General features: G+C 72.8%; 23 protein-coding genes. 5 read left to right on the top strand and 18 right to left on the bottom strand.

The window, feature by feature from the left end; genetic code table 11:
- The 11 genes from MPTA5024_RS31870 to MPTA5024_RS31825 form a co-directional block, all read right to left on the bottom strand.
- The coding region (locus MPTA5024_RS31870; RefSeq protein ID WP_157099880.1) for a chromosome segregation SMC family protein at positions 1-1,134 on the bottom strand (1,134 nt) is incomplete at its 3' end.
- A 335-nt stretch (positions 1,135-1,469) separates the two neighbouring features.
- Positions 1,470-1,664 carry a hypothetical protein gene (locus MPTA5024_RS31865; protein ID WP_036331364.1) on the bottom strand — a complete coding sequence of 65 codons (195 nt, stop codon included), beginning with the start codon at positions 1,662-1,664 and terminating at the stop codon, positions 1,470-1,472.
- Positions 1,665-1,851: 187 nt separating this feature from the next.
- Positions 1,852-2,112, bottom strand: a complete 261-nt coding sequence (locus MPTA5024_RS31860) for an acylphosphatase (protein WP_036331363.1) — start codon at positions 2,110-2,112, stop codon at positions 1,852-1,854.
- Between the two features lie 53 nt (positions 2,113-2,165).
- On the bottom strand, positions 2,166-3,080 hold the full coding sequence (gene mutM, locus MPTA5024_RS31855) for a bifunctional DNA-formamidopyrimidine glycosylase/DNA-(apurinic or apyrimidinic site) lyase (protein ID WP_036331361.1): 915 nt from the start codon (positions 3,078-3,080) through the stop codon (positions 2,166-2,168).
- Positions 3,081-3,106: 26 nt separating this feature from the next.
- Entirely contained in the window at positions 3,107-3,856 is a 750-nt protein-coding gene (gene rnc, locus MPTA5024_RS31850; protein WP_036331360.1) for a ribonuclease III, read from the bottom strand.
- Between the two features lie 246 nt (positions 3,857-4,102).
- Positions 4,103-4,282, bottom strand: a complete 180-nt coding sequence (gene rpmF, locus MPTA5024_RS40260; protein ID WP_084370173.1) for a 50S ribosomal protein L32 — start codon at positions 4,280-4,282, stop codon at positions 4,103-4,105.
- Between the two features lies 1 nt (position 4,283).
- Complete coding sequence (locus MPTA5024_RS31845; RefSeq protein WP_036332023.1) at positions 4,284-4,838, bottom strand: YceD family protein; 555 nt, start codon at positions 4,836-4,838, stop codon at positions 4,284-4,286.
- 70 nt (positions 4,839-4,908) lie between these two features.
- Entirely contained in the window at positions 4,909-5,385 is a 477-nt protein-coding gene (gene coaD, locus MPTA5024_RS31840) for a pantetheine-phosphate adenylyltransferase (RefSeq protein ID WP_036331357.1), read from the bottom strand.
- A gap of 16 nt (positions 5,386-5,401) precedes the next feature.
- On the bottom strand, positions 5,402-5,971 hold the full coding sequence (gene rsmD, locus MPTA5024_RS31835; RefSeq protein WP_036331355.1) for a 16S rRNA (guanine(966)-N(2))-methyltransferase RsmD: 570 nt from the start codon (positions 5,969-5,971) through the stop codon (positions 5,402-5,404).
- A gap of 394 nt (positions 5,972-6,365) precedes the next feature.
- Positions 6,366-8,528 carry an ATP-dependent DNA helicase RecG gene (gene recG, locus MPTA5024_RS31830; protein ID WP_036331353.1) on the bottom strand — a complete coding sequence of 721 codons (2,163 nt, stop codon included), beginning with the start codon at positions 8,526-8,528 and terminating at the stop codon, positions 6,366-6,368.
- A gap of 38 nt (positions 8,529-8,566) precedes the next feature.
- A complete protein-coding gene (locus MPTA5024_RS31825; RefSeq protein WP_036331352.1) occupies positions 8,567-10,126 on the bottom strand; it encodes a DAK2 domain-containing protein in 1,560 nt (519 codons plus the stop codon).
- A gap of 205 nt (positions 10,127-10,331) precedes the next feature.
- On the opposite strand from MPTA5024_RS31825, the gene rpmB reads away from it, so the two are divergent.
- The 3 genes from rpmB to MPTA5024_RS31810 all read left to right on the top strand — a co-directional run bounded on the left by rpmB (position 10,332) and on the right by MPTA5024_RS31810 (position 11,419).
- Complete coding sequence (rpmB, locus tag MPTA5024_RS31820; RefSeq protein WP_036331350.1) at positions 10,332-10,517, top strand: 50S ribosomal protein L28; 186 nt, start codon at positions 10,332-10,334, stop codon at positions 10,515-10,517.
- 192 nt (positions 10,518-10,709) lie between these two features.
- Positions 10,710-10,985 (top strand): hypothetical protein, encoded by a 276-nt coding sequence (locus MPTA5024_RS31815; protein WP_036331347.1) that lies wholly within the window; start codon positions 10,710-10,712, stop codon positions 10,983-10,985.
- On the top strand, positions 10,982-11,419 hold the full coding sequence (locus MPTA5024_RS31810; RefSeq protein ID WP_036331345.1) for a PIN domain-containing protein: 438 nt from the start codon (positions 10,982-10,984) through the stop codon (positions 11,417-11,419). The genes MPTA5024_RS31815 and MPTA5024_RS31810 overlap by 4 nt, the downstream gene beginning before the upstream one ends.
- A 127-nt stretch (positions 11,420-11,546) precedes the next feature.
- On the opposite strand, the gene thiD is transcribed toward MPTA5024_RS31810, so the two are convergent.
- From thiD to MPTA5024_RS31795, 3 genes are all read right to left on the bottom strand, one after another.
- Positions 11,547-12,344 (bottom strand): bifunctional hydroxymethylpyrimidine kinase/phosphomethylpyrimidine kinase, encoded by a 798-nt coding sequence (thiD, locus tag MPTA5024_RS31805; RefSeq protein WP_036331342.1) that lies wholly within the window; start codon positions 12,342-12,344, stop codon positions 11,547-11,549.
- 60 nt (positions 12,345-12,404) lie between these two features.
- Positions 12,405-13,937: a hypothetical protein gene (locus MPTA5024_RS31800; protein ID WP_036331339.1), complete on the bottom strand. Its 1,533-nt coding sequence runs from the start codon at positions 13,935-13,937 to the stop codon at positions 12,405-12,407.
- 70 nt (positions 13,938-14,007) lie between these two features.
- Positions 14,008-14,973 carry a thiamine-phosphate kinase gene (locus tag MPTA5024_RS31795; RefSeq protein WP_036331337.1) on the bottom strand — a complete coding sequence of 322 codons (966 nt, stop codon included), beginning with the start codon at positions 14,971-14,973 and terminating at the stop codon, positions 14,008-14,010.
- Between the two features lie 50 nt (positions 14,974-15,023).
- Between MPTA5024_RS31795 and MPTA5024_RS31790 the strand changes: the two genes are divergently transcribed.
- On the top strand, positions 15,024-15,257 hold the full coding sequence (locus MPTA5024_RS31790; RefSeq protein ID WP_036331334.1) for an Lrp/AsnC family transcriptional regulator: 234 nt from the start codon (positions 15,024-15,026) through the stop codon (positions 15,255-15,257).
- 28 nt (positions 15,258-15,285) lie between these two features.
- Complete coding sequence (locus tag MPTA5024_RS31785) at positions 15,286-15,726, top strand: DUF3515 domain-containing protein (RefSeq protein ID WP_036331331.1); 441 nt, start codon at positions 15,286-15,288, stop codon at positions 15,724-15,726.
- Here MPTA5024_RS31785 and MPTA5024_RS31780 read toward each other — a convergent pair.
- From MPTA5024_RS31780 to MPTA5024_RS31765, 4 genes are all read right to left on the bottom strand, one after another.
- Complete coding sequence (locus MPTA5024_RS31780; RefSeq protein ID WP_036331329.1) at positions 15,723-16,838, bottom strand: D-alanine--D-alanine ligase family protein; 1,116 nt, start codon at positions 16,836-16,838, stop codon at positions 15,723-15,725. The genes MPTA5024_RS31785 and MPTA5024_RS31780 overlap by 4 nt on opposite strands.
- Positions 16,839-16,878: 40 nt before the next feature.
- Positions 16,879-18,108, bottom strand: coding sequence for a trans-sulfuration enzyme family protein (locus tag MPTA5024_RS31775; protein WP_036331327.1), 1,230 nt, complete (start codon positions 18,106-18,108; stop codon positions 16,879-16,881).
- Positions 18,109-18,114: 6 nt separating this feature from the next.
- Positions 18,115-19,122, bottom strand: a complete 1,008-nt coding sequence (locus tag MPTA5024_RS31770) for an NAD(P)H-dependent glycerol-3-phosphate dehydrogenase (protein ID WP_036331325.1) — start codon at positions 19,120-19,122, stop codon at positions 18,115-18,117.
- A gap of 65 nt (positions 19,123-19,187) precedes the next feature.
- Complete coding sequence (locus MPTA5024_RS31765) at positions 19,188-19,940, bottom strand: lysophospholipid acyltransferase family protein (protein ID WP_084370172.1); 753 nt, start codon at positions 19,938-19,940, stop codon at positions 19,188-19,190.
- Positions 19,941-19,953: the final 13 nt, after the last annotated feature.

Raw genomic sequence — 19,953 nt, 5'->3', positions numbered from 1 at the left:
GGCGGCCAGGCGGCGCTCCTCCGTGGCGAGCGCGTCCTCGGCCTCGCCCCTGATCTCGACGGCGGCGGCGAGCCGGTCGCGCGCCTCGTCGAGCTCCTCGGCCAGCACCCGCTCCTGCTCGCGGACCTCGGCGGCCTCCCGTTCCAGGTCCTCCGGGTCGCGGCCGCGGCGCTCGATCGCGGCGGCGTCGGCGGCGTGCCGCTGCCGCTCGGCGGCCAGGCTCTCCACGCCGCGCAGCCGCTCCCGTAGCGCCGACAGGCGGTAGAACGTCTCCTGCGCGGCCTTGAGACGCGGCTGGGCCTCGTTCTCGGCGGCCTCCAGCTCGGCCTCCCGCCGCTGGCCCTCGGCGAGCTCGCCCTCGACCTGCGTCCTGCGGGCCTGTACGGCCGCCTCGTCGGCCTCCTCCCGCTGCAGCGTGTCGCGTAAGGTCACCACGTCGTCGGCGAGCAGGCGCAGCCGCGCGTCGCGCAGGTCGGCCTGGATGACGGCCGCCTTCCTGGCGATCTCCGCCTGGCGGCCGAGGGGCTTGAGCTGACGGCGCAACTCGGTGACGAGGTCCTGGACGCGGGTCAGGTTGGCCTGCATCGCGTCGAGCTTGCGGAGCGCCTTCTCCTTGCGCTTGCGGTGCTTGAGGACGCCGGCGGCCTCCTCGATGAAGGCCCGGCGCTCCTCGGGCCCGGCGTGCAGGACCTGGTCGAGCTGGCCCTGGCCGACGATGACGTGCATCTCCCGGCCGATGCCGGAGTCCGACAGCAGCTCCTGGATGTCCAGCAGACGGCAGGTGTCGCCGTTGATGGCGTACTCGCTCTGGCCCGACCGGAACATGAGGCGGCTGATCGTCACCTCGGTGTAGTCGATGGGCAGCGCGCCGTCGGTGTTGTCGATCGTGAGCGTGACCTCGGCACGGCCGAGCGGCGGGCGGCTCGAGGTCCCCGCGAAGATCACGTCCTCCATCTTGCCGCCGCGCAGCGACTTGGCGCTGTGCTCGCCCATGACCCAGGCGAGGGCGTCGACGACGTTGGACTTGCCGGAGCCGTTGGGACCGACGACCGCGGTGATGCCGGGCTCGAAGCGCAGGGTGGTCGCTGAGGCGAAGGACTTGAAGCCGCGCAGGGTGAGCGTCTTCAGGTACACCTCAGCCCCCTCCCACCGTCGGCGCTTTGGGGAAGACTACCGGTCTCCGGGGAACGGGTGGCCGCATACGACGCGACCGCGGGTACGGACGAGCCCCGGACGGCTCGGGAGAGCCTCCGGACGGGACCGTGGAGCGATCATCGCGCGTCGGGGGAGGGCGGTGAAGACCGGGGTTCGCAGTGCCATTGCAGGATCCGACGATCCGTGCAACTCTACTCGAAATGGACTTTACGGGCACTCAACGGGCGGATGAATGGCTCGGGAACAAGGGAGGAAATGGCAAGGGACGCCTTTGCGGGGCGTCCCTACAATCCTTTTCGTGTCCCCAGCCGGTCTCAGGTGAGAGCCGGCTCGCGATCCTGAAGCCGGACCAGGGCCTCGTCACGAGTTTGCGCCGCGAGCGCGTCGTTTTGTGCCTGGAGCCGGGTGAGTTCTGCCTCGAGGTCGCGGATGCGCTGCTGGAGGCGACGCATTTCCGAGATCATCCGAGGGTCAGGACCGCCGACGTGGCCGAGTAGAGCCTTCGCCATAGTAAAGGGTCCTCCACGCTGAGTGACCAGACTGGTTCGCGCACTTCATGCCGCGGGAGGGGTGCGCGTGGTTCCTCTCAAGAGTCGCACCGGCATTGGAGTCGGTCAAGTTGAACGCTCCGCACAGATGACCGGTGGGCACTCCCGACAGGTAAATATACCGGATTTGAGGGGTTTGAGGGAAGTCCTACCTCTCTACAAACCCGACCATACTTCCCTTCGGCTCGCTCCAGCGCTCGACCACCCCCTCCACCTGGCCGGGCGTGTCGCCGGTGCGGACCATGTCGAGCAGCTTCTCGCATGATTCCCGCGGACCTTCGGCCACGATCTCAACCCTGCCGTCGCGCAGATTCGCGGCCCAGCCCGTCAGGCCCAGCTCCAGGGCGCGGGAGCGGGTCCACCATCGGAACCCGACGCCCTGCACCCGTCCCCGGACCCACGCGGTCATGCGAATCACGCTTACCAGTATCCAGACGCCGCCGGGGCGGCGCACCCCAGGGGCTAGGGTCGCGCGTTCTTCGGCCGCGGCTGGCACCGGGGGCAGCTGTAGGAGGAGCGGTTCATGAACGCCTCCCGCCTGATCGGCGTCCCGCAGCGCCGGCACGGCTCGTCGCGCCGGCCGTACACGGCGAGCGACCGGTCGAAGTAGCCGCTCTCGCCGTTCACGTTGACGTACAGGCTGTCGAACGACGTGCCGCCCTGCTCCAGCGCCTCCCCCATGACCTCGCGGACGGCCGCCAGCAGCTCGGCGATCCTGGGCCGGGTCAGCGTCTCGGTGGGCCTGGCCCAGTGCAGCCGGGCCCGCCACAGCGCCTCGTCGGCGTAGATGTTGCCGACCCCGCTGATCAGCGACTGGGCGAGGAGCGCCCGCTTGATCCCCGTACGGCGGAGTCTCAGCGCGACGGCGAACTCGGCGTCGTCGAAGGCCTCCTCCAGCGGGTCGGGCGCGATGTGCGCGATCGGCTCGGGCACCGGCCGGGCCGGCCGGGGGTCCATCGGCGCGACGAGCAGGTGGCCGAACGTGCGCTGGTCCACGAACCGCAGTTCGAGCCCGCCGTCGGTGAACCCCAGCCGCACGCGCAGGTGCCTCTCGATGGGCGACAGCGGGTCGGCGACGAGTAACTGGCCGCTCATGCCCAGGTGGGCCAGCAGCGCGTCGCCCGGCTCGTCCCCCGGCTCGTGACCTGGCGAGCCGGGGGCGGCTGAGGCCTCCGGACCGTCGGCGAGGGGCAGCCACAGGTACTTGCCGCGCCGCTCGGCGGACCGCAGCGTGCGGCCCTTGAGCCGGTCGGCCAGGTCGCCGGCGTCGCGCCGCACCGCCCTCGGATGCAGGACCTCGGCCGACGCGACCGTACGGCCTGCCACCCAGCGTTCCAGCCCCCGCCGGACGACCTCGACCTCGGGCAGCTCGGGCATGTTCTCCCCCTCCGGCTGTCGAGCGGTCAGGCGCGGACGGGACCCGCGCCCTCGCGGGCGTCGCGGAGCGCGCGGATCGCGGTCCACGCGGCCTCGGCCGCCTGCTGCTCGGCCTCCTTCTTGCTGCGGCCGGCGCCCTTGCCGTAGTCGCGGCCGCCGACCCTGACCACCGCCACGAACGACTTGGCGTGGTCGGGCCCGCTCTCGTCGACGTGGTACTCCGGGACGCCGAGCATCTCGGCCGCGGTGAGCTCCTGCAGGGACGTCTTCCAGTCGAGTCCGGCGCCGAGCGAGGCCGAGCGCGTGATCAGCGGGTCGAACAGCAGGTGGACGACGCGGAAGGCCTCGTCCAGCCCCTTGTCCACGTACACCGTGCCGATCAGGGCCTCCAGCGTGTCGGCCAGGATGGACGACTTGTCCCGCCCGCCCGTGCCCTCCTCGCCGCGGCCGAGCCGCAGGTACTTGCCCAGGTCGAGGGTGCGGGCCACGTCCGCGAGCGCGCGCATGTTGACCACGGCGGCGCGGAGCTTGGCGAGCTGCCCCTCGGGCAGGTCGGGATGGTTGCGGAACAGCGTGTCGGTGACCACGAGGCCGAGCACCGAGTCGCCGAGGAACTCCAGGCGCTCGTTGGTCGGCAGGCCGCCGTTCTCGTAGGCGTACGAGCGGTGCGTCAGCGCCCGCTCCAGGATGTCGGTGCTCAACGTGATGTCGAGCACGACGTTGAGCTCGTCTCTGGCGACCTCCACGGCCACCGGCTTGCTCGATGGTGCGCCCATCGATCTCCTCCAAAAACTCCGGTGCAGGGCACGGCCGTGCACGGAGGCCGGAGAGTCGCTGGGAGAGCCCGAAGGCGTGGTGGACGCCGGGCCGCCGGTAAGGGAGGCCCCGGCGTCCACCACGGCCGCGGGCATGTCTGTCGGTCGCGTCGTTCCAGCCGCCGTCGCACGTGCCTGTGAAAGCACGGTAACGCCGACCGGCTCGTTTGACGATCCGGCCGGCGCCACTGTCCGCCTAATACGCGATCAGGCCGACGGCTGAACCACCTGACGGCGGTTGTAGGTGCCACACGTCGGGCACGCCACGTGCGGGCGCTTGGGCGAGCGGCACTGCGGGCAGCTCACGAGTGCGACCGCCGCCGCCTTCCACTGGGACCTGCGGGCGCGGGTGTTGCTCCGCGACATCTTCCGCTTGGGGACGGCCACGTCAACCCTCCTGATCGTCTTCGTTGTCCACAACCAAGCCCTGCAGCGCCGCCCAGCGCGCGTCGACCTGTTCGTGCCGGTGGTCCGGGCCGGCCTCCGCCAGCTTGACCCCGCACTCCGTGCAGAGACCGGGGCAGTCATCACCGCACACCGGGCTCAGCGGCAGTGCGAGCACCACCGCGTCACGGAATACCGGCTCGAGATCGAGCAGTTCGCCGTCGAGGAGCAGATCGTCCTCTCCGGCGTCCTCCGCCGAGTAGAAGTAGAGCTCCTGGAAGTCGACCTCGATCTCCGAGGTCAACGGATCCAGGCAGCGCGAGCACTCGCCCTTCAGGGGAACCCGCGCCGTGCCCGTCACGAGCACGCCCTCCATCACCGCTTCGAGCCGGATGTCCAGCTCGACGTCGGCGTCCTTGGGGGCGCCGATCATTCCGACGGCGAGATCCTCCGGTGCCGGGAGAACCGGGGTGATTCTGCGCATCGATCCCGGTCGGCGCCCCAGGTCGTGGGTGGAGATCACCCAGGGGGCGCGGGGATCGAGGCTCTGCAGAGTCATCCTGCTCTCGTTAGGCATGGCGAATCACCGCCGTCGTGCAAGGCTGAAAGGAAAGAATACCAGCCCGGATTCAGCCCCTGAGCCGCTCGACGAGCGACTTGTGCACGAGGTCCGGGACCAGGCCGGATACGTCCCCACCATAGCGCGCGATCTCCTTCAGCCGGCTGGACGACAGGAAGGAGTATTCGGGGTTGGTGGACATGAACAGGGTCTCGACCCCGGACATCCGGTAGTTGAGCTGGGCCATCTGCAGCTCGTAGTCGAAGTCGCTCACCGCGCGCAGGCCCTTGACGATCGCGGGGATGCCCTGCTGCTTGCAGAAGTCGACCAGCAGCCCGTGGAACTTCTCCACCCGGATGTTGCCGTACTCCCGGGTCACCGCCTGGAGCATCTCGATGCGCTCGTCGACCGTGAAAAGGCTCTGCTTCTCGATGTTGATCAGCACGGCCACGACCACCTCGTCGTACAACCGTGAGGTCCGGCCGATGATGTCCAGATGTCCGTTGGTCACGGGATCGAACGACCCCGGGCACACGACGCGGCGCAAGACGCACCCCCAAGATTTACGGGATCCCGGCTGCGCGACCGTACCAAACGGCCGCTTCGCCGTACCGACGGACCCTGTCCTCCGTGAAACCGGCAGGCCACACGAGGTTCTTACCCCTCGACTCCCGTTCCACCGCCACCAGCGCGCCCCCGGCGAGCCAGCCGTTGTCGCGCAGCGCCTCCAGCACCCGCGTCACCGCGTCGTCCGTGACCGCGTACGGCGGGTCGGCGAAGACGAAGTCGTACGGCTGATCGCACGGGCGGCCGACGACCCGCTCGACCTTCTCGGCGCGCAGCGCCGCCCCGGGCAGCCCGAGGGCCTCGATGTTCTCCCTGATCGTCCGCGCGGCCCGCGCGTCCGACTCCACCAGCAGCGCGTGGGCGGCGCCCCTGCTGAGCCCTTCGAGGCCGACCGCGCCCGAGCCGGCGTACAGGTCCAGGACCCGGGCCCCGTCGAGCGTGCCGAGCACCGAGCCGACCGTGGAGAACAGGGCCTCTCTCGTGCGGTCGCTCGTCGGCCTGGTCGACCTGCCGGGCGGGACGGCCAGCCGGCGCCCTCCCGCCGTCCCTGCGATCACCCGCGTCACCCGTTCATTGTCCCGCCGCGAGCCCGGTGCGCGGGCCCGAGGCACGTGCAGGGACGGGCGGTGCGGCGGCGGAGGCGGGCGGCGGGCCGCGGAGGGGCCAAGATCGTCCCTGGTCAAGAGTGGGCAAGCGGCGGCGAGGAATGGGTAATCGCGGTATCGCGGACCCGCCCGCATCCGCATGATGAGTTCTGCGGCCTTCACGTGACCCAGGGGAAGGCCGGCCGGCGTGGTCGTGAGCCCTTCCGCACGCCGGCGCCCTCGGCACCTGACCCGAGGGTGGGCCCAGCCGGGGACGGCATTCGGGGGGAGGCCGTCCCAAGGCTGGGCCCTGGGTCTTTTTCTTTTCCACGCCCGGCTTCCGCCGGGCCTCGCTTCCCGGCTCCCCGCGTGGGCGTCAGGCCTTCTCCAGGAACTCGGCGCGCTCGTCGGCCACCAGGGCGTCGAGCTCGGCGCGCAGGGCGGCGTGGGCCTCCAGCTCCGGATCGGCGGCCAGGAGCGCGGTCGCCTCGGCCCGTGCCGTCTCGATGACCTCCTCGTCCCTGAGCAGCTGGAGCATCTTCAGCGACGACCTGCGGCCGGACTGGGCGGCCCCCAGCACGTCGCCCTCGCGGCGCTGCTCCAGGTCGACCCGGGACAGCTCGAAGCCGTCCAGCGTCGCCGCCACGGCGTCCAGCCGCCGCCGGGCCGGGGTGCCCTCGGGCGCCTCGCTCACGAGCAGGCACAGCCCCGGCAGGCCGCCCCGGCCGACCCGGCCCCGCAGCTGGTGGAGCTGGGAGACCCCGAACCGGTCGGCGTCCATGATCACCATGACCGAGGAGTTGGGCACGTCGACGCCGACCTCGATGACGGTCGTGGCGACCAGCACGTCGATCTCGCCGCGCGCGAAGGAGCGCATCACGCCGTCCTTGGCCTCGGGGGCCAGCTTGCCGTGCAGCACCTCGACGCGCAGCCCGTGGAGCGGGCCGTCGGCGAGGGCCTGGGCGACGTCGAGCACGGCGAGCGGCGGGCGGCGCTCCTCGTCGTCCCGGTCGAGGTCGCCCTCGTCGCCCTCCTGGTCGCCGATGCGCGGGCAGACGACGTACGCCTGGCGGCCGAGCCCCACCTCCTCGCGGACGCGCTGCCAGGCCCGGTCGAGGAAGTGCGGCTTCTCGGCCGCCGGCACCACGTGCGTCGTGATCGGGGCGCGCCCGGACGGGAGCTGGGAGAGCGTGGAGACCTCCAGGTCGCCGAAGACGGTCATCGCGACCGTCCGCGGGATGGGGGTCGCGGTCATGACGAGCACGTGGGGACGCCCGCCGCCGCCCTTCTCGCGCAGCGCGTCGCGCTGCTCGACGCCGAACCGGTGCTGCTCGTCGACCACGACGAGCCCGAGGTCGGCGAACTGCACGTGCTCCTGCAGGACGGCGTGGGTGCCGACCACGACGCCGGCGGCGCCGGAGGCCGCGTCGAGGAGCGCGCTCCTGCGGGCCGCGGCGCCCATGGACCCGGTCAGCAGGGCCACCGCGGTGCCGCCGAACATGCCGCCGGTCGCGAGGTCGCCCAGCATGCCCACGATCGACCGGTGGTGCTGCTGGGCGAGGACCTCGGTGGGCGCGAGCAGCACGGCCTGGCCGCCCGAGTCGACGACCTGGAGCATGGCCCGCAGCGCCACCACGGTCTTGCCCGCGCCGACCTCGCCCTGCAGGAGCCGGTGCATCGGATGCTCTCTCGCGAGGTCGGCCGCGATCTCCTCGCCGACCTGGCGCTGGCCCTCGGTGAGCTGGAACGGCAGCCTCTTGTCGAACTCCCCCAGGAGCCCGTCGTCCCGCCCCGGGCGCGCCCGGGCGAGCCAGGCGGACGCCGCCATCCGCCGCCGCACCAGGACGGACTGCATCACGAACGCCTCGTCGAACTTGAGCCGGGCGCGGGCCCGGGAGACGTCGCCCATGTCCCCGGGCCGGTGGATGCGGCGCAGCGCGTCCTCCAACGTGGCCAGGCCCAGCCGCTCCCGCACCTCGGCCGGGACGGGGTCGTCGAGGCTGAGCACGTCGAGCACGGTCCGGACGGCCCGGCGGATCTTCCAGCTGGCCAGGCCCTGGGCCGAGGGGTAGATCGGCACCGGCGCCGCGGCGAACTCCTCGACGGTCTCCCCGGTCTCGTCGAACGACTCGTACTCAGGGTGGGTGAGCGAGACGCGCCTGGTCTTGCCGCTCACGAACACGCTGACCTTGCCCGAGAACATGGCCTCGGTGCCGGGCGGCAGCCGCTGCTCGGCGACGTAGGCCCCCTTGCCGAAGAACGCGAGGCGCAGCCGGTCCCTCCCGTCGGTCACCTCGACGTCGAGCCAGGTGCCCTGCCGGTTCTTCATCGGGCGGCGGACGGCGGACGACACCTTGCCCACCACGGTCACGTGCTCGTCGTGCTCCAGGGAGGCGATGGGGGTCAGCTCGCCGCGCTGGGCGTACCGCCGGGGGTAGTGGCGCAGCAGTTCGCCCACCGTGGTGATGCCCAGGGCGCTCTCCAGGGGGGCGGCCGTGCGGCCCACCGCCCTCCTGAGCGGCTCGTCGAAGCTCGTCACGACACTAAGTTCTACCCGGGGACGGCGACATTCCCGGCTCATTCGACGCCGATGAGGAGCGGATAGCCGCCCTGGCCTCCCTCGTACACCACGATCTCGATGTCCGGCCGGGTGCCCTCCAGATGGCCCCGCACGGCGGGCAGGAGGGCGGGCGGGGCGTCCGCGCCGGTCACCAGCGTCACCATCTCGCTGCCCCCGGACACCAGGCGGCGGGTGATCTCGATCGCGGCGCCGGCCAGGTCGTCGCCGATCAGCGTCGCCTCGCCGTCGACCACGCCGAGGACGTCCCCGGGACGGCAGAGCCCGGCGCTGGTCATGACCTCGCGGGTGGCGACCCAGACGTGCCCGTGCCGGGTGTGCCCGGCCGCGTCGGTCATCGCCACGATGTCGTCGTCGAAGCGCCGGAGCGGGTCGTGGACGGCGAGCGCGGCGAGGCCCTGGACGGACGCCCTGGTCGGCAGCACGCTGACCGTCGCGCCCTCCTCGCGCGCGATCTCGGCGGCGGCCACGGCGACGGCGTGGACGCCGACGTCGTTGGGCAGCACGGCCACCTCGGAGCCGGCGCTGCGCACGGCCTGGACCAGCGCGGCGAGCGACGGCGTCGTGCCGGGCGTCCGCGTGACGACCACGGCCCCCGCCTGGCGGAACAGCGCGGCCAGGCCGTCGCCCGCCGCCACCGCGACGACGCCACGGCCGGGGCCCGGCTCGTGGGGACGGCCGCCGAGGTACGTCACCCGGATGCGGTGGGGGCGGCCCGCCGCCATGCCCGCCTCCACGGCGGCGCCCGCGTCGTCCACGTGGACGTGGACGTTCCACAGGCCGTCGCCGCCGACGATCACCAGGCTGTCGCCCAGCCGGTCGAGCCCGGCCCGGAGGCGGTCCACCTCGTCCTCGCCGGCGTCGAGCAGGTACATCACCTCATAGCCGGGCCCGCCCGGCGCCTCAGGGGTGATCCTCTCGGTGGGGGCCGGCACGTCGTGCCGGTCGCTGTACGCCTCGGCCACGACCTCGGCGAGGCTCTCCAGGATGATCGCGAGCCCGGCCGCGCCCGCGTCCACGACGCCGTTGCGGGCCAGCACGTCGAGCTGCCCGGTGGTCAGGCGCAGCGCCCGCCGCGCCTCCTCGGCCGCCCGCCTCGCCACCTCGGCCAGGTCGTCGGGCGCGTCCTTCACCGCGCGGGCGACGGCCCCCAGCACGCTGAGCACGGTCCCCTCCACCGGCCGCACCACCGCCGCCCTGGCCAGCTCGGCCGCCTTGAGCAGCCCGTCGCGCAGGTCGGCCCCGCGTCCCTCGGCCCTCCTGAGCACCTCGGCCATGCCCCTGATGGCCTGGCTGACGATCACGCCCGAGTTGCCGCGCGCGCCGAGGAGCGCTCCCCGGGCGAACGCCTGCCAGGTCGTGTCGGGGTCCGCGTCGCCGGGAAGGGCGTCCAGGGCCTCGGCCGCCGACAGGAGCGTGAGGTGCAGGTTGGTGCCCGTGTCGCCGTCCGGCACGGGGAAGACGTTCAGCGCGTCGATCTCCGCCCTGGCCCGCGCCAGGGCGTCCGCGCAGTGCCGGGACCAGCGCCGTACGGCGGGGGGATCGAGCACCTCCAGCATCGTGCCGTCCTTCCCTGCCGCGCGCCCGTCCCCGATGCGCTACCGTTGGCGGATACGAGATTATCCCCGTTCGCGGCGATGCCCGTTTGGCGCGCAGTGGCGGACATCGGATATCCTCGTACGGCCAGCCGGTTGTCCCGGCATTGCTCGGACGAGCCGCTGCACCGGCGCCGGGCCGATCGACTGATTCAAAGGAGCGATTACCGTGGCTTCCGTCTGCGACGTCTGCGCCAAGAAGCCGATTTTCGGCAACAACGTCTCCCACTCGCACCGCCGCACCCGCCGCCGCTGGAACCCGAACATCCAGACCGTGCGCGCGGTGGTCAACGGGACGCCGAAGCGGATGAACGTGTGCACCTCCTGCATCAAGGCAGGCAAGGTCTCGCGCTGACGCCTCTCCGCCGCTGAGCCCGTCACCTGTCGGTGGCGGGCTTTTCGCGTCTCCGGCCTCACGGCGAGACGCCCTGCACCTGGGTGGGGAAAACCACTCCCGGCCCTCCACACTCCGCTTCGCCACGCTGTGTGATCGTCATAACATCCCTCCGTGACGATCACTCTCTCCCCACCCGGTTATACTGCCGGTATGACCAGGAAGATCGGCGTAAGCCTCCCGGACGACCTGTACGACTGGATGCAGTCCCAGGTGGAGCAGGGCCACGCCGACTCCGTCTCCGGCCTCATCGCCGAGGCGGTGGCGGCCGTCCGCCAGCGCCTGGAACTCGCCGCTCTCGTGGCTGATCTCACGGCGGAGTTCGGTGAACCCGGCCCCGAGGCGAAGGCACGCGTCGACATGGCGATCGCCAACCTGCAGGAGCTCCGCGGCAGTAACGACGCGCGCCCCATCGGAGGTGGCGCGTGACCGCCCGCCCGGCCCCCGCGCGGTTCGTCCTCGACACCGGCGCGCTCGTGCAGCTGGAACGAGGCGACGAGGTCGTTCTCGACATCCTGGCCAGAGCGGCCGAGGGCGAGGTGGAGATAGTCGTCCCCCGGACGGTCGTCGCGGAGGTGTGGCGAGGCGGCCCGCGTCAGGCCCGGCTGGCGGCGCTCCTCAAGTCGGCGGTCACGGCGCGATTCGCGACGGTGACCGTCGACGAGCTGACTCCCGAGAGGGCCAGGCAGATCGGCAGGACCGTCGCTCGCTGCGGCCACGACGACATCGTCGACGTCAACGTGGCCCTGTGCGCACGTTCCGGCGCCGCGGAGGGCCGGGTCGACGCCATCGTGGTCACGACGGACCGGGACGACATCGTTCGGGTCGACGAGTCGCTCAATCGCGCCATCCTCGCGGTCTGACCGCGCCGTGAGCCGAGGCGCCCCTCGGCCACACGGCGCCGGCCGCGATGACCAGAGCGCGGATGTCTGATCTCGGGTCCGGCCGGGGTGGCCCGTCGGGTGACGACGCCTCGGCCGGGCCGGGGTATCAGCGGGAGCGCCAGCGCCAGGCGTGGTCGACGGGGCCGATGCCCGAGCCGAGGGGGAACCCCCGCTCGATCGCCCCGGTGACGTACTCCTTGGCCCGCAGCACGGCCTCGGGCACGTCCTCGCCGAGCGCGAGACAGGACGCGATCGCGGAGGCGAGGGTGCAGCCGGTGCCGTGGGTGTGGCGGTTGTCGTGCCGCTCGGCGCGGAACCGGTGCTCGCTCGTGCCGTCGGTGAGCAGGTCGACCGGCTCGCCGGGCAGGTGGCCGCCCTTGATCAGGGCCCATCGCGGGCCGAGGGCCAGCACCGCCTCGGCCGCCCGCGGGAGGTCGTCCTCGTCCTCGACCTTGACCCCGGTGAGCTGCTCGACCTCCCACAGGTTGGGGGTGACGACGGTGGCGGTGGGCAGCAGCAGGGACTTCACGGTCGTGACGGCGGCGGGCTCCAGCAGGCTGTCGCCGTGCTTGGACACCCCGACCGGGTCGACGACGACCGGCACGGACACCCCGGCGAGCACCTCGGCGACGGTCTCCACGAGCACCGGAGAGGCCAGCATGCCCGTCTTGATGGCCTGTGCCCCGATGTCACCGAGCACCGAGTCGAGCTGGGCCCGCACCGCCTCGGGCGGAAGCTCCCAGTAGCCCTGCACGCCGAGCGAGTTCTGGGCCGTGACGGCGGCGATCACGCTCATGCCGTGCACGCCCAGGGCCAGCATCGTCTTGAGATCGGCCTGGATCCCGGCGCCGCCGCCCGAGTCCGAGCCCGCGATCGTCAGCACGCGTGGAGGGGTGGTCGTCATGCGCCCATCCAACCAGGCCGCTTCGACCGGCCCGCCCTGTGCCCGCCGCCCGGCGGGAGGTCAGTGGAAGCGGTGGCGGGTGGAGGCGTCCACCGTGCACTCCCCGCCGGCCAGCGTGCACTGATCGAGAGATTGCGGATCGCCGTCCGCCTCGAACGAGATCCGCACGTCGTCGCCCTGGGCGAGCGGCTCGGACGAGCTGAGGACCAGCGTGTCGCCGCTCTGCCGCCACTCGGCGCCCTGGACGTCGGCGACCTCGCCGCCGACCGGGATCTCGACCGACCACGAGCCCAGGGCCGCCGCCTGGTTGCGGATGCTCAGCTCCGCCGCATATCCGTTCCCGTCCCGCCGCGTCACCGCGAACCGCAGGCTCACTGACCCGGCGGAAACCCCGGCCTGCAGCGTGGTGTCCTGGCCCGCGCCCTGGTCCGCGGCCTGGTCTGCGGCGTCGGGAGAGGCGTCGCCCCCGCCGGTGGAGTCGCCGGCCGAGCCGGATGGGGTCGCGTCCCCGCCGTCGCCGGTCGTGCCGGTGGACGTGTCGCCGGAGTCGGGGGCGCCGTCCGAGCCGGAGGAGGCGTCGTCGCTCGTGGGCCGGGAGTCCCCCTTCGCGGGTGCGTGGGACGGGGTGGTGCCCTGCGCCCGCGCCCTCGTGTGCTGGGCGCTTGGCGAGGTGGCGGTGGGGATCGGCGTGGACGGGGCGGAGGGCGGCGCCGTCGCGCCGGCATCGCCGGTCGCGTCATCGGAGGAGACGTCGTCCGGAGAACCGGAGGCATCGGCGCCGCCCGAACCGCCGCCCAGGGCGAGCACGCCGGGGGTGGCCGGGCAGGCGGTCCCGCAGCCCGCGTGCGGCGGCTCCAGGGTCAGCGCCGTACGGCCGGCCATCAGGCGCACGCCGCCGGCCGTGACGCCGACGGCGAGCAGGACCGACAGCCCCGAGACCAGGGCCAGCCTGCGCAGACGGCGCGGCGGCTGCGGCTCCTCGCGCCAGCCCGACCCCAGGAAGCCCCTGCCCTCGCCGTCTCCCGCGCCGCCGCCCAGGGTGTAGACGGCCACCCTCTCCCCGGTGGGGCGCTCGTCCCGCCCGGAGGCCGACGCGGCCGTCGCCGCGCCATCGGTGTGGACGCCCTGCGCCGCCGGGCCTCCGTCCCGTGCGACCGTCCCCGCGCCGCCGATATCGCGTACGGCCGTTCCCGCGCGACCGGTGTGGACGCCCTGCGCGCCCTCCCCCGGCGTCGGCGAGGCGGGCGGGTCGTCCCTCAGCCGGAAGACGCCGGGGGGCGGGACGTCCACGGGCGGCGGGTCCGCGATCGCCGGGAAGCCGGACGTCGCCGCGTGCTCGGCGGCGAGCCGCTCGGGGGACAGGGCGGCGAAACCCAGGCCGTGGGGGCTGGTGGTCTCGTGGACCGGCCAGGCGGTGTCCTGTTCGCCCGGCCGGCCGGTTCCCCGGCCGCCGGTGGGTGGGTCGGGCCAGCGGAAGGTCAGGTCGCCGGACCGGTGGGCGTCGCCCGCCTCGTCCGCCGGATCGGAGAGATCGGAGGGATCAGAGGGATCGTTTCCCTCTCCGGCCTGTCGTCCTGCCGTGTGGCGGCCCATGACGGTCCTTCCTGTTGGCGACCGCCATACTTAATAACAGATCTAATACGCCTTTGTCACAAATTTCACATCATCCACGGAAGTGGTCCCAGCCCCCCGTGGTCCTGGTTCGTCCCGTGACCTGCACGCCTTCCCCCTCGACGACCCTGCCCACAACGGTCCAGGAGGGCGGAAGCCGTACCTGATGGGGGAAGGTCGCGGCGAGCGCGTGATCCTCGCCGCCGGTCAGCACCCACTCCAGCGGGTCGCTCCCCAGCAGGGCGGCGGCGTCGGCGAGCGCCTCGGGAACCGGCAGCGCCGCGGGGTCGAGCACGATCCCGGCCCCGCTCGCGCCGGCGACGTGCCCGAGATCCTGGAGCAGGCCGTCGCTGACGTCGAGCATCGCCGTCGCGCCGAGCCCGGCCGCCTCGGGCCCGCACGTGTACGGCGGCAGGGGGCGGCGATGGGCGTCGACCAGCGCCGTCAGCGGGCCGGTGGCGGCCGCTCCGGCCTCCAGGAGGGCCAGACCGGCCGCGGCGTGCCCGAGACGGCCCGCGACGGCGACCACATCCCCCACGCGGGCGCCCGACCGGGTGACCGGCGCCCGACCGCCGAGGTCTCCGAGCGCGGTCACGCCGATGACCACGGTCTCCGACCGGACGATGTCCCCGCCGGCCACGGAGGCCCCGACCAGGTCGCACTCCTCGCGGAACCCGTCGGTGAGCGCGTCGAGCCACCCGGTGGAGGCGTCCGGCGGCAGGCCCAGCCCCACCACCAGGGCGGTCGGATCGGCGCCCATGGCCACGATATCGGCAAGGTTCTGTGCCGCGGCTTTACGTCCGATGTCGTAGCCGCTGGACCAATCGCGGCGGAAGTGCCTACCCTCGACCAGCAGGTCTGTGCTGACCACGACGCGTCCGTCCGGCGCCCGGAGGACCGCGGCGTCGTCGCCGGGTCCCAGCAGGACGGCCGCCCCCTGCGGCAGTCGTCCGGAAATTCGCTGAATTACTCCGAATTCGCCGAGATCTCCGACTGTGATGACACACCCCTTGTGCATTCGAGGTACGGTTACGCTCCGGCACTGATCTCTACCACCCGGAGGGCGTCATGGTGCAGGCCTACATCCTTATCCAGACCGAGGTCGGCAAGGCGGCGAACGTGGCCGGGCAGATCTCCGGGATACCGGGGGTCACGCAGGCCGAGGATGTCACAGGCCCGTACGACGTGATCGTCCGGGCCGAGGCCCGTAACGTTGACGAACTGGGCAAGCTGGTGGTGGCGCAGATCCAGGCCGTGGAGGGGATCACCCGCACGCTGACCTGCCCGATCGTGCACATCTGAGATCGCTGGGGCGCGGAGCGGGGAAGCGATGGGCGTGCGGGCCGCCGCGGCCGGGACGGCGCTGCTGGCGGCCGTCCTGGCAGGCTGTTCCGGGACGGTCCGGGTGACGCCGCCCTCCCCGACGGGGACGGCGGCGGCCGACTGCCGGACGCTGACCACCGCCCTCCCCCGCACGCTGGTGGGCCTCGACCGCGCCGAGACCGACCCCCCGTCGCCGTACGTCGTCGTCTGGGGCGAAGGGGAGATCGCCCTCCGGTGCGGGGTCGAGCGGCCGGCCGCCATGGCGCCGACGGCGGAGGTCTCGGACATCAACGGCGTGGCCTGGTTCCAGGACCCCCGGACGCCGGCGCTGTTCACCGCGATCGGCCGGGTGGCGTACGTCGAGGTGACGATCTCCGCGCAGCACCAGCCGGGAGACGTGCTGGTCGACCTGGCCGGTCCCATCAAGGCGGCGATCCCCGAGGGCTAGCGCAGCCCGGCCGGCCGGTCCAGCGCGAGCCGGATGAGCCGGTCGACCAGATCCGCGTACGGCAGGCCGGTGGCGGCCCACAGCTGCGGCGCGACCGACAGCGACGTGAACCCGGGCATCGTGTTGATCTCGTTGACGATCAGCTCGCCGGAGGGCGTGTAGAAGAAGTCGACCCGGGCGAGCCCCTCGCAGCCGAGCGCCTCGAACGCCTGCACCGCCATGCCGCGCAGCGCCTCCGTGGCCGCGGACGGGATGCCGGCGGGCACGTCGAGCGCCATCTGGTCGGGGTAGTACTTGGCCTCGAAGTCGAAGAACTCGTGGTCTCCCCGGACGAGCACCTCGCCGGGCAGGCTCGCCTCCGGCGGTGCGTCACCCGGCGACTCCAGCACCGCGCACTCGACCTCGCGCCCCGTGATGGCCGCCTCGACCAGCACCTTCGGGTCGTGCTCGCGGGCCCGCTCGACGGCGGCCTCCAGCGACTCCTGGTCGTGGGCCTTGCTGATGCCCTGGGACGACCCGGCGCGGGCGGGCTTGACGAACACCGGCCAGCCCAGCTCCTCGATCTCCTTGAGCACGCGGCTGCGGTCGAGCCGCCAGTCGCGGTCGCGGACGACCACGAACGGCCCGACCGGCAGGCCGGCCGAGCGGAGCACGAGCTTCATGTACGCCTTGTCCATGCCGACCGCGCTGGCCAGCACCCCGGACCCCACGTAGCGGACGCCGGCCATCTCCAGCAGGCCCTGGATGGTGCCGTCCTCGCCGTACGGGCCGTGCATCACGGGGAAGACGACGTCGACCCGGCCGAGCGAGCGCGGGATGTCGCCGGGGTCGAGCGCCATGAGCGACCCCGGCTCGGTCGGGAGCGCGAGCGCGGTCCCGGAGTCGTCGACCTCGGGGAGCCGCCCCGACTCGATGGCGTACGTCTGGCTGTCTGAGGCCAGCACCCAGCGCCCGTCCTGGGCGATGCCGATGGGGACGACCTCGTATTTCGTCCGGTCGATCGCCTCCAGCACGCTGCCCGCCCCCATCAGGGAGACGGCGTGCTCGGAGTTGCGGCCACCGAAGACGACTGCCACGCGCACGCGTGACGACGACTCGCGATCCTCGTTCATGATGCCCGAATCTACCGTGTTCGAGGGGCAAAACGGCTTGTCAGCCGCGTGTCGGGCTTGTCGTGCGCAACGCGTCGAGCGCCGAGGCCACGTCCACGATGAGGTCGTCGGCGTCCTCCAGCCCGATCGAGAACCGCACGGCCCCCGCGTCAACGCCGGAAAGGGCCTCGTCGGAACGGGTGGCCGAGGCGAGGTGGGCGACCCGGGTGTGCGTCCCGCCGAGGGACGACGCGATGCCCGCGAGGCGCAGCCCGTTCGCCAGTGCCGCGCCGGCCTCGTAGCCGCCGTGGGGGGTTACGGTCACGCACGCGCCGAAGCGGGTGCCCTCGGGACCGGCGTCGAAGAGCTGCCGGGCCATCTCGTGCGCGGGGTGGCCGGGCAGCCCGGGGTAGTCCACCCGCCGTACGGCGGGGTGCCTGGCCACGGCCGCCGCGAACTCCATGGCCGTCGAGCACATGCGCCGCATCCGCAGCGTGAGCGTCTCCAGCCCGCGGCGCAGCAGGAAGGCGTCGTCCGGCGACAGCGAGGCGCCGGTGTCCATCCTGACCTGGCGGATCTGGCCCATGAGGTCGGGGCGCCCGACCACCACGCCCCCCGTGCAGTCGTCGTGGCCGCCGAAGTACTTGGTCGCCGAGTGGACGACCAGGTCGGCGCCGTGCTCCAGCGGGCGGCACACGATCGGCGTGGCCGTCGTGGAGTCCACCACGAGCAGCGCCCCCGCCTCCCGGGCGATCTGGTACAGCCCCCGGATGTCGGCCACCGTCATCGTCGGGTTCGCCAGCGTCTCGGCGTACACGATCCGGGTGGACGACCGCACGGCCGCCGAGACCCGGCGCAGGTCCGAGTAGTCGACGAAGTCCACGGTCACGCCGAACCGGGCGAGGACCGTGGTGAGGAGGGAGTAGGTGGCGCCGTACAGCGGCGCGGGGGCGACGACGTGCGACCCGGAGCGCAGGAACGTCAGGAAGACGCCGGTCACGGCCGCCGTCCCGGACGCGAACGCCTCACCGGCCACGTCCTCCGGCGCGGCCGCGCCCTCCAGGGACGCCACGGCCGCCGCGAAGGCCGCGACCGTCGGGTTGTCGACGCGGCTGTAGGCGAAGCCGGTCCTGCGGCCGGCGAGCACGTCGCCGTACTCGGCGGCGTTCTCGAAGCTCCAGGCCGCCGAGCGCCACACGGGCAGGCCGATCGGCACCTGGCGGGGCAGCGGCGGGGAGGGCAGGTGGACGGCCCGCGAGTTCTCCCCCAGCTTCCTGCGGCTGCGCCTCATCGGGCGTCAGACGCCGTAGCGCTCGGGTTTGGGCGTGCGGGACATCAGCAGCATCGCGGCCTCACTGGGGGTCATGCCGTCGTGGACGACACCGACGACCACTTCGGTGATGGGCATCTCCACATCGTGCTTCCTGGCGAGTTCGAGCACCGACTCGCAGGACTTGACCCCTTCGGCCGTCTGCCTCGTCGCCGCCACGACCTCGGCCAGGGTCATCCCGCGCCCCAGATTCTCGCCGAACGTGCGGTTGCGGGACAACGGAGACGTACAAGTCGCTATGAGATCCCCCATTCCGGCCAGACCGGCGAAGGTGTGCTGGTCGGCCCCGAGGGCGGCCCCCAGGCGGGCGATCTCGGCGAGCCCGCGGGTCATCAGCGTCGCCCGGACGTTGTCCCCGAGGCCCATGCCGACCGCGACGCCCACGGCCAGCGCGATGACGTTCTTCACCGCCCCGCCGAGCTCCACGCCGACCACGTCCGGATTGGTGTACGTGCGGAACCACGGCAGGTGGCACGCCTCCTGGAGGCGGTCGGCGACGGCCTCGTCGGTGCAGGCGACGACGGCCGCCGCCGGCTGCCGCAGGGCCAGCTCGCCGACCAGGTTGGGCCCGGAGACCACGGCCACCCGGCTCTCCGGCACCTCGGCCACCTCGCAGATGACCTCGCTCATCCGCTTGCACGTGCCGAGCTCGACGCCCTTCATCAGGCTGACCAGGACGGCGCCGGCGGGGAGGGCGGGCCTCCAGGCCGTGAGGTTGGCCCGGAGGGTCTGCGCCGGGACGGCGAGGACCACGAACTCCGCGCCGTCCGTCGCCTCCGCCGGGTCGGTCGTCGCACGGAGGGTCTCGGGGAGCGGGACGCCCGGCAGGTACTCCGGGTTCTCGTGGGTGGCGTTGATCGCGTCGACGACCTCCGCCCGGCGCCCCCACAGCGTGGTGCGGGTGCCCGCCTCAGCGAGGATCGTCGCGAACGTGGTGCCCCACGAGCCCGTACCGAAAACGACCGCCGTGCTCACTCGCCGCACCCACTCCTGTTGCTCTCCCGGGCCGTACCCGGTCCCGCCCTCACCGTACGCCTTTGTCAGCTGTTGGCGGCGTTGCGCGGGTCGTAGGGGGTCTCGGGCGCCTTCTCGTCCCGGATCTCGGCGAGCAGGGCCGTGATGGCCGCCGTGATGTCGGCGGTGGCGTCCCTCAGGACCGAGGCCCGCAGCGGCAGCCCCTCGTACTTCGACAGGTCGACCGGCGGCCCGGCCAGCACGTGGAACGTCGTGCGCGGCAGCAGCCGCGGCTTCTTCTCCCCGTACGGCAGCAGGTCCTGGGCGCCCCAGTGGGCGATCGGGATCACCGGCACACCGGTGGTGAGCGCGAGGCGGGCGACGCCGGTCTTGCCGACCATCGGCCACTTGGCGGGATCGCGGGTGATCGTGCCCTCGGGGTAGAACATGATCGACGCGCCGTTCCTCAGGCGGTACTCGGCGGTCTTCAGCGACTGGGTGGCCTCGGTGCTCCCCCGGTGGACGGGGATGGCCTGCAGCTGCGTGATGATGTGCCCGAGGACGGGCACCTTGAAGATGCCGGACTTGGCCAGGATGGTGGGCCACCGTCCGTTGTTGTAGAGGTAGTGCGACAGCAGCACCGGGTCGGACCAGGACAGGTGGTTGGCGGCGATGATGAGGCCGCCGCTGCGCGGGATGTGCTCTCCCCCGCGCCACCTGCGCCGCACGAACAGGCGCGACAGCGGCTTGACCACGACGACGGCGAAGTACTCCCAGAAGCGCGGCGGCCGGCCGGCCCGGCGCCCGGGGCGCCACCCGGCCTGCCCCCCCTCCGGCACGTCCCGGGACGCC

Source organism: Microbispora sp. ATCC PTA-5024 (assembly GCF_000511135.2).
GTDB classification, from domain to species: domain Bacteria; phylum Actinomycetota; class Actinomycetes; order Streptosporangiales; family Streptosporangiaceae; genus Microbispora; species Microbispora corallina.
Note: the sequence above shows the minus strand (reverse complement) of the source record. Positions and strands in the feature narration are given on the sequence as shown.